This window comes from Rickettsia endosymbiont of Urophora cardui, from assembly GCF_964030725.1.
In the GTDB taxonomy this organism is placed as follows: Bacteria; Pseudomonadota; Alphaproteobacteria; order Rickettsiales; family Rickettsiaceae; genus Rickettsia.
The window spans coordinates 395324-408772 of sequence record NZ_CAXIPY010000006.1 but is presented as its reverse complement, the minus strand read 5'-3'; the positions used below and the strand labels follow the sequence as shown (position 1 = coordinate 408772).

Here is a 13449-nt window from a genome sequence, read left to right as displayed (position 1 = left end):
GCAGTCGCTCGCAATGACGATAATTTCTAAAATTTAAATCGTGACCGATATAAATTCAAATAATCAATATATCCCTTTTGCTAGGAAATATCGTCCAAGTAGTTTCGCTGAACTGCATGGGCAAGAGGTACTTGTAAAGGTCTTAAGTTATACTATCCTGAATAATCGCCTAGCTGGTGGGTATCTTTTAACAGGTATTAGGGGAGTCGGTAAAACTACATCCGCTCGTATTATTGCTAAAGCGGTAAACTGCTCTGCTTTAATTACTCAAGGTAATGATATTAAGACGTGTGAGCAATGTGTAAATTGCGTTAGTTTCAACAACCATAACCACTCTGACATAATTGAAATCGATGCGGCAAGTAAAACTAGCGTTGATGATATACGCAGAATTATAGAGTCAGCTGAGTATAAGCCGCTGCAAGGAAAGTATAAAATATTTATTATTGATGAAGTGCATATGCTTTCTAAAGGTGCTTTTAATGCACTTCTTAAGACTTTAGAAGAGCCACCTCCACATGTGATATTTATTTTTGCAACAACCGAAGTGCAGAAAATCCCAGCAACGATTATTTCAAGATGTCAAAGATATGATTTAAAACGTCTTAGCTTTGAAGAAATTTTTAAGCTACTTGAGTATATAGTTAAAGAAGAAAGTCTAAAAACAGATATAGAAGCTTTAAGAGTAATAGCTTATAAATCAGACGGTTCTGCTCGTGATGCGGTATCTATTCTAGATCAGGCAGCTAGTTTATCCGCTAAATCTGATAGTATGATTACAAGACAAGCGATTAATCAGATGCTTAGGCTTGTCGACAATAATGTTATACTAGAATTTAGTGAGTGTATAGTTAATAGAGATATCGCAAATAGTATTTCTCTAATAAATAAGCTTTATTCTTCTTCAGTTAATCTTGAAACATTTATAGAATCAGTATCAGAATTTATAGCTTATCTTAATAAGGTGAAGATGTTGCCTAGCTATAGCATGCCGTTATACGAGTCGTTTAATGACAGAATTAAAAATATTTTAGGTAAAATTAGTTTTCCGCATTTATCAATTTTATGGCAAATATATAGTAAAGGAGTAGCAGAAATCAAAATTTCTTATAATCAACTTATTGAAACTGAAATGTTGATTATAAAATCAATATATTCAGCCTCGTTGCCATTGGATGATTCACCGAGTGATAATAGAGATTTAAAACAGCCATCTACTGAAGAAATAAAAAAAAAATTTGAAATTGTAGATTTTCTTAAGTATCTTTATGAAAATAATGAGATAGAAATATATTATTTTTTATTGAACAGTATAGAACTTAAAAATTTTTATGATAATAAATTAGAAATTGTGAGTTCTGAGATAACAAGCAAAATAAAGAAACAAATAGAAAATTTATTGTTTGCTTTTAGTAATGAAAAAATCGAAATTATAATATTAAAAGAGCAGCAACAAACGATTCTAAAAAGTCAATTAACAGATAAAATTGAATCAGATGATGGTTTTAGTTTAATAAAAAAACATTTTCCTGATGCAAAAATTATGGATATTCTACTTAAAAATTAAAGGATAAAATTATGGTAAACTTTAATCAATTTTTAAAACAAGCTCAAACAATGCAGAAAAAAATGCAAGAAGCACAAGAGCAAATGGCAAATACTAGATATACTGGTAAAGCAGGAGGTGGGCTTGTAGAAATTATAGCAACAGGCAAAGGTGAAGTTGAAAAGGTTTCAATAGATGCATCCCTGCTAAAAGCAGAAGAAAAAGAGATGTTGGAGGATTTAATTAAAGTCGCCTTTAACGATGCAAAACAGAAATGTGATGCAGATTCACAAAATTCTATGTCAGGTGCTTTAAGCGGTATGAGTTTGCCACCAGGCTTTAAGATGCCTTTTTAATGTAAATTACTGGACCCGTGGTCGAGCCACGGCATAACATTTGGAGTCTTTTGCAATGATTGTGTAAATTTTTGTTGAGCCTATATTAGAAGTAATTAAAAATATAGGTAACAGAAATGCAAATAGAGAAGAATAAAAAAATAAATGAAGCAATAGATTTGCTGATAAAAGGCGGAGTAGATTTAAAAACAGTACTAAGTCAGAATGGATTAATTAAGGAATTAACCAAGGGGATTTTAGAGCGAGCACTGCATGCTGAGATGTCAGAACATTTAGGTTATAGCAAGTATGATAGAGCTGAAACTGAGAATGCGAGGAATGGTAGTTTTAGTAAGAATCTGATTAGTGAGAATGGTACTATAGAGCTAAATGTTCCAAGAGACAGACAAGGTAAATTTGAACCTATAATAGTCTCAAAGAAACAAACAAGAATAGATGGCTTAGACCAAAAGATAATATCCTTATATGCGAAGGGTATGAGTGTGTCTGATATTAAAACACAATTGCAAGAATTATATGGAGCTGAGATCAGTGAGAGCCTAATCAGCAGGATTACAGATGAAGTAATAGATGAGGTCAAGATTTGGCAGAGTAGACCTCTTGAATCAGTATACCCTATAGTATATTTTGACTGTTTAGTAGTGAAAGTAAGACAAGATAAACTTATTATTAATAAATCAGTATATGTAGCTTTAGGAATAGATTTATCTGGCAGAAAGGATATTTTAGGCTTATGGATAAGTGAGAATGAAGGAGCTAAATTTTGGCTTGGTAATTTTACTGAGATGAAAAATAGAGGAGTAAAAGATATCTTAAGTGCTTGTAGTGATAATCTAACTGGTATGTCTGATGCTATTGCATCAGTATACCCGAAAACTGAACATCAAATTTGTATTGTCCATCAGATCAGGAATAGCCTCAAATATGTATCATATAAAGATAGAAAGCAATTAGCAGCGGATTTGAAACTAATCTATACTTCTGCTACTGAAAAAGAAGCAGAATTAGTTCTTGAGTCATTTGATCAAAAATGGAGTAAGCAATATCCGCATATAGCTAAATCTTGGTATAATAATTGGGATAATTTGATAATTTTCTTGCAATATCCAAAGGAGATTCGTAAGATTATTTACACTACAAATGCGATAGAATCGCTGAATAGCCAATTGAGAAAAGTGGCTAAGAATAAACGCATCTTTCCAAATGATGAAGCAGTATTTAAGGTTTTATATCTGACAATTGATTATATTACCAAAAAATGGTCTATGCCTATCCCCAATTGGAATGAAGCTATGGCTCATTTTATGATCAAATTTGATGGTAGGATTTAATGGCTCACGAAATTTAGGTAAATTCCAGTATTAATTAAGCCAGATTTATATTTTCTTCCCATACCTCATTGGGTGTTTTATAACCGAGCACTTTTCTTGGTAAATTATTTAAAAAATCCTCAATTTCTTGTAATTGCTTTATTGTTAATTTTTTTATATCTAAAGATTTAGAGTATACTCTGTGCACCATTGAGTTAATCTTCTCTATCAATGGTTTTTGCCATGGAGAATAAGGATTGCAAAAATATACTTTTCGTTCAGATTTTGGCAATAGTTGTTCATGATTGGTAAATTCTTTGCCATTATCTAACGTTATGCTTTTGATTATATGCGACAATTGTTTAAGTTTTTTATTCATGTTACCAATCACATCTTGTGTTCTTTTTGAACGGTTTAAAGTGAGAAACACTTTTTGTGTTCTGATATCCACAAGAGCGCCTATATTACGACTTTGATTACCTTTGTTAAAAGTTAAATCACCTTCTAAATGACCTATTGCTGCTATCTTTCTATTTATCTCTGGTCTTTCAGTAATGGAAACTCGATTTGGTATTGTAATTCTTTTGTTTCTGATTCTTGTACCATGATGCAACCTATTTTTCCTTTTTCTTGCTAAAGATAAATATAATTTTTGCCTTTGTGCTATAGGAGATGTATAAATAAACTGGTATATACTCTCTGTAGAAATATTGACAGTATCTCGTGATAGTTTACGTCTACCTGAAATTATATCTGGTGAAATACCCTGTGTTAACTGCTTTATTATTTCTGCTCGTAAATTATTATCAATATCTAATTTTCTTTTTCTCTTACCTTGCCTTAAACTGCAAGCAAGTGTGTTAGCCCTATCTGGTCTATAATTATGCCTCATTCTCTTGAGTTCATAACATATAGTGCTTTTATCACGGCCAATCTTTGTCCCTATATATCGCGAGCTATAACCACTCTTATTCATTTCGTATATTTTAAATCTTTCATCTATCGTTAAATGAGCCATGATATATCTATATTTAAATGATGCTCCTCGCAGCAGAGCTACGAGGTATCTAAAAAAGTTTTAGTTGTTTCTTATGATATCACGAAGCAGAGCTTCGGGGAATTAAACCCTGAGAGATTAAAAATTGATTATATCTGGCTTAATTAATTATAGAACTTTCCTTACACAATTGATGAAACAGAGCCGAAGATACAGGAATATATTTTATTGATTCAACAAAACTATCTATTTGTCATGCTAAGCGCACTTCTAGTAATAGAGTTTTTGGTAAAATTGCCAAAGTTGGGATGAGTAGTTATGGTTGGTTTATGGGATTTAAATTACATTTAATCATTAACCATAAAGCAGAGATTATAGCTGTTAAAATAACAAAAGCAAATAGAGCTGATTTATCTGTTCTTGAATCTATAACTCAGAAGATAACAGGTAAGGTATTTGGTGATAAAGCATATATTTGTAAAGAGTTATGGTTTAAACTCTATTCTAGAAATTTAAGAATGATAACTAATATTCGCAAGGATATGAAGAATTATTTACTAGAATTAGAAGATAAAGCTATGTTACGTAAACGATCATTAATTGAATCAGTATTTAATATACTAAAAAATAGAATGAACCTAGAGCATACAAGGCATAGATCTCCTGTTAATTTCTTGGTGCATATTCTAGCTTGTGTTACTTCTTATGCTATCACTAAATCTCGTATAAAACTTGATGCTTTAGCTCCAGAACAACTGCTCTTATCCTAAATTGGCGTTACAAATCTTATTTATGCAACAAAGCCATGGCTCATTTTATGATCAAATTTGATGGTAGGATTTAATCTCTCAGGGTTTAATTCCCCGAAGCTCTGCTTCGTGATATCATAAGAAACAACTAAAACTTTTTTAGATAGTCCGTCCGCCAAAACTCTACAAGCCTTATAGATAATATGGTTTTAAGACAAGAAGTAATACAACAATCCGTAAGAAAATGATAAAATATGGTCATAAACCTTATGGATTTCAGTCAATGCCAATAGACAACATTATCAAATCGCAAGAACAAGGGAAACTGTTTGGTTATAAATTAAAAGAAGAATTAAACCCAAATAATAAGCTATATAAATTAAGAGAATTAATAAATTGGTCTAGGCTCGAAGAGTGGTTATCAAAAAATGTTTGTATTAAGAAATTTGGTAGAAATAGAAAATGTCATAGAGTGATGCTTGGCATAACGATGCTACAAGCAATGTATAATTTTTCAGATTCATTATCAGAGGAAGAGCTAAAAGAGAATATGTATTGGCAGTATTTCTGCGGGTGGGAATATATAGAAAAAGACATAGCTATCTCGGAAACTAGTATACGACGGTTTCGTAGTGTATTAGGTGAAGCTGGATATAATGAGATATTATCGGAGTTGATCAGGGTTGGGATAAAAACTAACACAATTAAAAAAAAAGATTTGGAATTAATCATCGCTGATACGACTGTACAAATTAAGAATATCAAACACCCACACGATGTTTATTTAATGGATAAAGCTAGGCTTAGCATAGTAAAGCTTTGCAACAGTTTGGGTATACATTTGAATGAAACATACGCTAGAACCTATAAACGCGATATAGTAAAGCTATGGAAATATAAAGAACATAGTAAAGCCAAGAAGCGTTGGAAAATAATGAAGCATTTAAAAATATTACTGGGTCGTTTGATTAGAGTATGTGAGCGTGAGATCAAAAATAAGCAATTAAACTTGTCTCTCAAAAATCAAGAAGTATTGCAAAAAATAAAACAAATACATAACCAATCTGTTTTAAAAAGAGAAGCTAAAAAGCAATATAAAGAAGATAACAAAGTATTATATAGTTTTCATGCCCCTGAAGTAGAGTGTATAGGAAAGGGAAAACGCAACAAGCCATATGAGTTTGGCAATAAAGTAGCGGTAGTAGTAAGTGGTCGTAGAAATTTTGTTTTATCCGCAAAATCGTTTCATAATAATCCTTATGATGGTCATACATTGCATCAGAGCTTTGAAGCAGTAGAGAGTGTCACTGGAATCAAGATAAAGAAATCATTTGTTGATCTTGGGTATAGTGGTAGCAATGTAAAGGAGAAGAGTAAGGTATATACCCCAAAAACGCGGAAGAAGTTGTTACAAGAGGACAAGTCTATGATCAAGAGACGCAGTGCCATAGAACCAATAATAGGTCACTTAAAGCAATATGGTCGGATGGGTAGAAACTTCTTGAAAGGTATGATAGGAGATATTATCAATCCAATAATCTCTGCTATTGGTTTGAATTTACGATGCATTGCAAATCATTTACAAATCGTGTCTAACTCCACATAAATCAAAAATATCATCATGCAAAAACTAGATGAACGATAAAAAATCGTTAACAATAGCTCCATATCAAAATTAGACCAACACAGAAATGTATCAGTAAAAATTAACATAACTTATTAATTTTTATTGAAAATCTTAGCAATTTGTTGTCAAAACTCTATCCCATTACAAATGATCAGGATTTGAAGTGTTTTTGGCGGATAGACTAGATACCTCGTAGCTCTGCTGCGAGGAGCATCATTGGCTCACGAAATTTACACAATTGATGAAACAGAGCCGAAAAAACTACTCTATAGCTTTTTCGATATTAACTATTATCGCAGGGGATTTATTAATTTCTTGTTTGAGAGTTTTTCGTATCGTAGATTTTATTTTTTCTTCTATCTGTTCTTTAGATAAAGTTTTTTTAGCTTGGCTCTGCTGTGTTTTAATAAGCCCTGCGATGTCATTTTTAATTATATTAATCAATTGCATATCTTCATTTGCATCAAGTAAACCTGGCATAGATAATATCGGCTTTGCGGCAAGCAAGCCTTTTTGATCAATTACAATCGAGGCTATTACTGTACCAGACTCACGCATACGTCTTCTAGCTTTAAAAATAGGTGATTCTACAGGGAGTAAATAGTTACCATCGACAGCTAAATAACCACTTTCAACTTTTGCAATCACTTTCGCATTGTTAGGTTCAAGTAGCACCACGCTACCATTCTCAACTTCCACTGCTTGTTTTATGCCGTTTTTCTTAGCAAGTTTAACATGCTCATGAATATGTACTGGCTCACCATGTACAGGTATACAAATATTTGGTCTAATTAAAGAATACATTTTTTGTAGCTCATCAACAGAAGGGTGACCTGATACATGCACGAAATGGTCTCGTTCGGTAATTACTTCTACACCGCTTTTTACGAATATATTAAATAGCCTGAATATTTTCTTTTCATTACCAGGTATAATTTTTGAAGAAAAGATCATGGTGTCTTTAGGAGCAAGCTTTATTGACTGGTGAGAGTTAGAGGCTAGTTTTGCAGTAGCAGCTAACGGCTCACCTTGACAGCCGGTAGCAATTATTAATAGCTCTTCTCTTCTGAATCTACTAACATCACGTTCACTAATTAAAGGTGCAATATCTTTAAAATAACCGCTTTCTTCGGCTGCAAGCTTAATGCGGTGCAAGCTTCTGCCAGTTAGGGCTACTTTTCTACCTGCAAGTTGAGCAGCATGAATTATGGTATCAAGACGAGCTAGATTAGAAGCAAAAGTTGAAACTACTACCATTTGCGGGCAGCCAGCTATAATATCTATTAAGCTTTTTCTAACATATCCCTCAGAACCGGAGCTTCCTTTATTAAAGACGTTGGTAGAATCGCAAACTAACGCAAGTACTCCCTCGTCCCCATAAGATTTTAAAAGCTCTTCATCGGCTTTTTTGCCTAGCACTGGATCGTTATCAAATTTCCAGTCGCCAGTATGTAAGATATTACCGGCTTCCGTGCGGATCATAATTGCTTGCATCTCAGGTGCTGAGTGGGTTAATGGTACCATTTCCAGCGAAAAAGGAGCTAAATCTATTTTACCTCCTGGTGTTACTTCATGAATTTTAATATTTTTAGCAAAATCATATTCGCTTAAACGAATTTTTAAAAAATGTGCTGTGAAAGTAGTAGTATAAATAGGACATTTAAGACTATTCCATAAATATTGTACTCCGCCCAAATGATCTTCATGAGCATGAGTTATGATCATTCCGACTATATCTTTTTTATATTTTTCAATGAAACTGCTATCTGCAATCATCATATCAACGCCCGGTAAATAATCATCAGCAAAACCGCTACCACAATCAATAATTAGCCATTTACCTTTATAATGATACAGATTAAAATTCATACCTATTTCGTTAGAACCACCAAGAGGTATAAATAGTAAATCATTTTTATGATTTTTGATATTGAATGACGACATATTAATTTCTATAATTATTATATTTATTATTGCATACCGCGAATACTTCAAAAGTTGGTAAGTCAATAAGCGGTGAGTCTGCGGAACGTAGAGAAACTACGTGAGCAAAGACGAATCCCGAAATTTGGCTTGCCAAATCTTGAAGTATTAAAGGTATATATCTTATAACTTATTATTGCTTAAGCGTCTATCTTTAAAAAAGAAATTCACAATGAATATGAATAAAATAGCATTAGTTTATAATGAAAATTCTAAATCTTCAAGTAGTATAGAGGAAATAAAAAAACTTTATACTTATTGTGACGTAGAAGATGCGGACGTAATCATGGTAGCCGGCGGGGACGGGGAGTTATTGCATAATATACATCGTTATATGCATTTAAACATACCTTTTTATGGTGTTAATTTAGGCAGTCTCGGCTTTCTGATGAATCCTTTGGATATTAAAAATATACTACAAAATATTCAAGAAAGTACTGCTTCTACTCTTAATCCTCTTTTAATGCAGGCTGAAGACGTAGATGGTCAAATACATAAAGCTCTTGCGATTAATGAAGTATCGATATTCCGCAAAACTAATCAAGCAGCTAAATTGAGAATTGAAGTAAACGGCGTAGAGCGAATGAGTGCACTAGTAGCAGATGGAGCTTTAGTTGCAACACCAGCAGGTAGCAGTGCCTATAATTTATCTGCCGGTGGTCATATTCTCCCTCTAGAGTCGAATATGCTATGCCTAACCCCTATATGTTCATTTAGACCACGTAGATGGCATGGGGCATTATTGCCGTCTTCAGCTTCCATTAAATTTGAAATACTTAATACAAATAAAAGACCAGTAAATGCCACTGCTGATTTTCAAGAATTTAGTAATATAAAATCAGTTACTATTAAATCAACTAACGATAAATCTATCAAACTGCTCTTTAATAAGAATCATACTTTAGAAGATCGTATTATTAAAGAACAGTTTGGTGGGTTGTAGAAGTCAAGATTTGATCTTACAGACACTATAAATTTCGCACCTGATTGTCAGTTAAATTTTGACTGTCAGATACACATTCAAGATACAAGATTTCATTATTCTTTTCAACAGCTAATTTCTTACTATCCTGAAAAGTTTGCATAGGAGTTTTACCATAACAATATTTACCAGAATGAGGTCTTTCATTATTGAAATGCTCTAACCAAATATCAAGATCTAATTGTAAATCATCAAGCTCTGTATAAATCTTTTTTCGCATAGCCGTATCAAAGAATTCTTGTTTCATGGTTTTATTGTCCCAATTTTGGGAGAAAAACCCCGCACTTGCAGTGCGTCGTTTTAACCGCATAGCGAAAATCTAGGGAGCTTGCTCCCTAGATGGATAGCGTTATAATATAAGCGTTGGCATATTATAATTTAGTAGAATGGAATTGAGGCGTAATAGTCATCATGTTTTTAGAATAATGTATCACTTTGTGTGGATACCAAAATCAACTAAACGCAATGGATAAAATTGAAAAAGAAACAAAGCAGTTTAACCTGTTTTGAAACTCGGTCGCTTGCGGCCGAGTTCTTCATAGGAGATTAATCTCTCAGGGTTTAATCTCTCAGGGTTTAATTCCCCGAAGCTCTGCTTCGTGATATCATAAGAAACAACTAAAACTTTTTTAGATACCTCGTAGCTCTGCTGCGAGGAGCATCATTAAAAATTTTTTGTCAAAACTTCAGTTTTCAGGATAGTAAGAAATTAGCTGTTGAAAAGAATAATGAAATCTTGTATCTTGAATATATATCTGACAGTCAAAATTTAACTGACAATCAGGTGCGAAATTTATAGTGTCTGTAAGATCAAATCTTGACTTCTACATTTGCGAAATATGTGGATATAAGAAATATGTCAACATTATCGAGGTAATAAAACCGAGTATTCTTGTCGAAAAACCTATTATCCCTTGGTATAATCCAAAAAACGAAAAAAGTGTGATAATAGAAAAAATAGTAATATCAAAAAATGTGATCATTATTGTTAACTTCTATTGAATAATTGAATTTAAATCTTATATACTTAATAAATATATAATACTAGTTTTATTATGAATGATAAGATCTTTTATAACCTATCCGGTAAAACACTAGTTTCAACACCGTATGTAATTACAAAAGGTATCTACCATAAATCCTTGATTTATATGTTATCACATACAGAAGAAGGTGCAATAGGATTAATGTTTAATCGTTTAGTAAATCATATAGATTTAAAGTCATTTTTTAAAATAAAAAATGATGAAATAGTAAATCCTGTTATGGTACCTATATATCTTGGCGGACCTGTAGAGCATGAAAAGGGATTCTTTTTGCATTCCACAGATTATAATAAAAACTTATTATTAGATTTTCATAATGATTTAGTAGTAAGCTCTAATTTAGAAATTTCAGCAGATATAGCTTTTGGTAAAGGACCTAAAAACAGCTTATTAATTGTAGGATATACTGGGTGGAAAGCAGGGCAGCTTGAAAAAGAGCTAGAAGAAAATCTATGGCTAGTTATGGATTGTGATAAAGAATTTATTTTTGCTGATAATCCTGCAAATAAATGGCATAATGCATTAAAGCATTTAGGTATTGATGAGGCACATTTCTCTTCCCAAGTAGGAAGTGCTTAAGTCAGCGTTATTGCATGGATAACGAATCGTTATTGCGAGCGATTGAAAAATACTTTTCGATCCATATAAAAAAAGTTAAAGAATCACAGATCATAAGTATAACAACGCATTTTAGAATAAATATAAACAAAAAATGATTTCGATATTTAGCAAATTAAAGCAAGGTTTATCTAAGACCTCAGGTAAAATATCAGCAGGTATTGATAAGATATTTTATAAGAAAAAACTGGATGCAGAAACATTAGAGGAATTGGAAGAGCTATTAATTTCGACTGACATGGGAAGTTTGGTAGCAGCTAAAATTATCGAAGATTTTAAATCGCTCAAATTCGATAAAGAAGTTGAAACTACCGAAATAAAAGAAACTTTAGCAAATCTTATTGAACAGCAATTATTAGAATCAGAAATTCCTTTCACTTTAAATGAAAATAAACTAAACGTGGTTTTAGTATGCGGTGTTAATGGTGCAGGTAAAACAACCACTATCGGTAAGCTTGCTGCAATGTATGGAATGCAGGGTAAAAAAGTAGCAGTTGCCGCATGTGATACGTTCAGAGCCGCCGCCGTAAATCAGTTAGATAGCTGGGTAACAAGAGCAAAAGCTTTGCTTATTACCGGCGAAGAGGCAGCAGATCCTGCAAGCGTTGCTTACAGAGCAGTAGAAGAGTCAATTAAGCAAAATATCGATATACTTTTTATCGACACGGCAGGCAGACTTCACAATAAAAAGAACTTAATGGATGAGCTTACTAAGATTGTGAAAGTTATCAAGAAAGTAGACGAGGACCTCCCTACTCATAGCGTTTTAGTGATAGATGCTATTACTGGACAAAATACCTATAACCAAGTGGAGCATTTTAACGAGGCTACTAATTTAACCGGTCTTATTGTAACCAAGCTTGACGGCAGTGCTAAAGCTGGTGTGATTGTCGGGGTGGTGCAGAGATTTAATTTACCGATATATTTTATTGGTATAGGTGAACAGCTAGAAGATTTGACAATATTTAATCGACACGATTTTGCAAAAAGCTTAATGGGGTTATGATTTTACTGCTGTCATTGCGGGGAGCGTAGCGACTGTAGAAGTCAAGATTTCATCTTACAGACACTATACATTTCGCACCTGATTGTCAGTTAAATTTTGACTGTCAGATACATATTCAAGATACAAGATTTCATTATTCTTTTCAACAGAATTTCTTACTATCCTGAAAAGTTTGCATAGGAGTTTTACCATAACAATATTTACCAGAATGAGGTCTTTCATTATTGAAATGCTCTAACCAAATATCAAGATCTAATTGTAAATCATCAAGATCTGTATAAATCTTTTTTCGCATAGCCGTATCAAAGAATTCTGGTTTCATGGTTTTATTCTGAAGTTTTGACAAAAATTCTAATTTTTCTGACTAAAGTAAAAATTTATATTTAAAGTTAAATATTTAGTGCTTTTATCAGCTTAAAAGCGATATTTCTACAATTTAAAGTAAATTATTTGATATATAATATAAATTATAGATTGATACACTCGCCACTTTTTTTAATCTCTCAGGGTTTAATTCCCCGAAGCTCTGCTTCGTGATATCATAAGAAACAACTAAAACTTTTTTAGATACCTCGTAGCTCTGCTGCGAGGAGCATCATTGAATCAGTATTTAATTTCTTGGTGCATATTCTAGCTTGTGTTACTTCTTATGCTATCACTAAATCTCGTATAAAACTTGATGCTTTAGCTCCAGAACAACTTCTCTTATCCTAAATTGGCGTTTATAGGAGTATAACTATGCAAGTAATAAAAGCTTTAGAACAGGTTTTAGCAGATAGCTACGCCTTATATTTCAAAACACAAAATTGTCATTGGAATGTTGAAGGGGCTGAATTTAGAAGCCTACATTTATTATTTGAAGGACAATATGAAGATTTAGCTGAAAGTCTAGATGAGCTAGCTGAACGAATAAGAACTTTAGATGCTAAAGTTCCGGCATTATCAAATTTGATAAAACTAGCATCTATAAGTGAGCCGAACCCTAATGCTTCTGCAAATGAAATGCTAAAAAGCCTTGTAAAAGATCAAGATATTATAATAGATACTTTATATAAAGGTTTAAAAATCGCACAAGCAGAAGGTGATGAGGGAACCGCCGATATGATTATTGGACGGATTAAAGTACACGAGAAAAATAGGTGGTTCTTAAAAAGTAGTATAGCCTAATGTCATCCCTATTTCCGTCATTGCGAGCCACTGAAAGTGGCGTGGCAATCTCAGAAATATAG

The 13449-nt window shown here is 32.8% G+C and carries 11 protein-coding genes and 5 pseudogenes; 10 read left to right on the top strand and 6 right to left on the bottom strand.

Features of this window, described 5'->3' with window-relative positions; translation table 11 throughout:
* Positions 1-40: 40 nt before the first annotated feature.
* The 3 genes from dnaX to AAHI98_RS09940 all read left to right on the top strand — a co-directional run bounded on the left by dnaX (position 41) and on the right by AAHI98_RS09940 (position 3233).
* Positions 41-1567, top strand: a complete 1527-nt coding sequence (gene dnaX / locus AAHI98_RS09950) for a DNA polymerase III subunit gamma/tau (protein ID WP_342225775.1) — start codon at positions 41-43, stop codon at positions 1565-1567.
* 11 nt (positions 1568-1578) lie between these two features.
* The gene (locus tag AAHI98_RS09945) at positions 1579-1902 is read left to right on the top strand and encodes a YbaB/EbfC family nucleoid-associated protein (RefSeq protein ID WP_016948420.1); all 324 of its coding nucleotides are present in this window, start codon (positions 1579-1581) and stop codon (positions 1900-1902) included.
* A 116-nt stretch (positions 1903-2018) separates the two neighbouring features.
* Entirely contained in the window at positions 2019-3233 is a 1215-nt protein-coding gene (locus tag AAHI98_RS09940) for an IS256 family transposase (RefSeq protein ID WP_342225774.1), read from the top strand.
* A gap of 34 nt (positions 3234-3267) precedes the next feature.
* Here the strand turns inward: AAHI98_RS09940 and AAHI98_RS09935 are convergent, their stop codons facing one another.
* Positions 3268-4230: an IS30 family transposase gene (locus tag AAHI98_RS09935; RefSeq protein WP_342224646.1), complete on the bottom strand. Its 963-nt coding sequence runs from the start codon at positions 4228-4230 to the stop codon at positions 3268-3270.
* 179 nt (positions 4231-4409) lie between these two features.
* On the opposite strand from AAHI98_RS09935, the pseudogene AAHI98_RS09930 reads away from it, so the two are divergent.
* A pseudogene (locus AAHI98_RS09930) lies at positions 4410-4979 on the top strand (IS982 family transposase); the annotation flags it as partial.
* A gap of 20 nt (positions 4980-4999) precedes the next feature.
* Here AAHI98_RS09930 and AAHI98_RS09925 read toward each other — a convergent pair.
* Positions 5000-5137, bottom strand: coding sequence for a hypothetical protein (locus AAHI98_RS09925; RefSeq protein WP_342225773.1), 138 nt, complete (start codon positions 5135-5137; stop codon positions 5000-5002).
* A 65-nt stretch (positions 5138-5202) separates the two neighbouring features.
* Here AAHI98_RS09925 and AAHI98_RS09920 point away from each other — a divergent pair, with 65 nt between their 5' ends.
* Positions 5203-6564 carry an IS5 family transposase gene (locus AAHI98_RS09920; protein ID WP_342224717.1) on the top strand — a complete coding sequence of 454 codons (1362 nt, stop codon included), beginning with the start codon at positions 5203-5205 and terminating at the stop codon, positions 6562-6564.
* A gap of 282 nt (positions 6565-6846) precedes the next feature.
* On the opposite strand, the gene AAHI98_RS09915 is transcribed toward AAHI98_RS09920, so the two are convergent.
* Positions 6847-8529 carry a ribonuclease J gene (locus AAHI98_RS09915; protein WP_342226170.1) on the bottom strand — a complete coding sequence of 561 codons (1683 nt, stop codon included), beginning with the start codon at positions 8527-8529 and terminating at the stop codon, positions 6847-6849.
* Between the two features lie 26 nt (positions 8530-8555).
* Between AAHI98_RS09915 and AAHI98_RS09910 the strand changes: the two are divergent.
* A pseudogene (locus AAHI98_RS09910) lies at positions 8556-8694 on the top strand (palindromic element RPE5 domain-containing protein); the annotation flags it as partial.
* A 46-nt stretch (positions 8695-8740) separates the two neighbouring features.
* Complete coding sequence (locus tag AAHI98_RS09905) at positions 8741-9511, top strand: NAD kinase (RefSeq protein WP_342226169.1); 771 nt, start codon at positions 8741-8743, stop codon at positions 9509-9511.
* 25 nt (positions 9512-9536) lie between these two features.
* On the opposite strand, the pseudogene AAHI98_RS09900 reads toward AAHI98_RS09905, so the two are convergent.
* Together AAHI98_RS09900 and AAHI98_RS09895 are read right to left on the bottom strand one after the other, a co-directional pair.
* Positions 9537-9806: pseudogene (locus AAHI98_RS09900) on the bottom strand (integrase core domain-containing protein); the annotation flags it as partial.
* A 571-nt stretch (positions 9807-10377) separates the two neighbouring features.
* Positions 10378-10533: pseudogene (locus AAHI98_RS09895) on the bottom strand (CvpA family protein); the annotation flags it as partial.
* Positions 10534-10605: 72 nt separating this feature from the next.
* Between AAHI98_RS09895 and AAHI98_RS09890 the strand changes: the two are divergent.
* Positions 10606-11175 carry a YqgE/AlgH family protein gene (locus tag AAHI98_RS09890; protein WP_342225772.1) on the top strand — a complete coding sequence of 190 codons (570 nt, stop codon included), beginning with the start codon at positions 10606-10608 and terminating at the stop codon, positions 11173-11175.
* A 133-nt stretch (positions 11176-11308) separates the two neighbouring features.
* Positions 11309-12220 carry a signal recognition particle-docking protein FtsY gene (ftsY, locus tag AAHI98_RS09885; RefSeq protein WP_342225771.1) on the top strand — a complete coding sequence of 304 codons (912 nt, stop codon included), beginning with the start codon at positions 11309-11311 and terminating at the stop codon, positions 12218-12220.
* A 63-nt stretch (positions 12221-12283) separates the two neighbouring features.
* Here ftsY and AAHI98_RS09880 read toward each other — a convergent pair.
* Positions 12284-12551, bottom strand: a pseudogene (locus AAHI98_RS09880) (integrase core domain-containing protein); the annotation flags it as partial.
* Between the two features lie 407 nt (positions 12552-12958).
* On the opposite strand from AAHI98_RS09880, the gene AAHI98_RS09875 reads away from it, so the two are divergent.
* Entirely contained in the window at positions 12959-13387 is a 429-nt protein-coding gene (locus AAHI98_RS09875; protein ID WP_342225770.1) for a Dps family protein, read from the top strand.
* Positions 13388-13449 lie beyond the last annotated feature (62 nt).

Bases quoted from the DNA above. Each gene is read 5' to 3' on its own strand.
- AAHI98_RS09890 (WP_342225772.1), top strand. From the start codon at position 10,606: ATGAATGATAAGATCTTTTATAACCTATCCGGTAAAACACTAGTTTCA.
- ftsY (WP_342225771.1), top strand. From the start codon at position 11,309: ATGATTTCGATATTTAGCAAATTAAAGCAAGGTTTATCTAAGACCTCA.
- AAHI98_RS09945 (WP_016948420.1), top strand. From the start codon at position 1,579: ATGGTAAACTTTAATCAATTTTTAAAACAAGCTCAAACAATGCAGAAA.
- AAHI98_RS09920 (WP_342224717.1), top strand. From the start codon at position 5,203: ATGATAAAATATGGTCATAAACCTTATGGATTTCAGTCAATGCCAATA.
- AAHI98_RS09940 (WP_342225774.1), top strand. From the start codon at position 2,019: ATGCAAATAGAGAAGAATAAAAAAATAAATGAAGCAATAGATTTGCTG.
- AAHI98_RS09935 (WP_342224646.1), bottom strand. From the start codon at position 4,230: ATGGCTCATTTAACGATAGATGAAAGATTTAAAATATACGAAATGAAT.
- AAHI98_RS09905 (WP_342226169.1), top strand. From the start codon at position 8,741: ATGAATATGAATAAAATAGCATTAGTTTATAATGAAAATTCTAAATCT.
- AAHI98_RS09915 (WP_342226170.1), bottom strand. From the start codon at position 8,529: ATGTCGTCATTCAATATCAAAAATCATAAAAATGATTTACTATTTATA.
- AAHI98_RS09875 (WP_342225770.1), top strand. From the start codon at position 12,959: ATGCAAGTAATAAAAGCTTTAGAACAGGTTTTAGCAGATAGCTACGCC.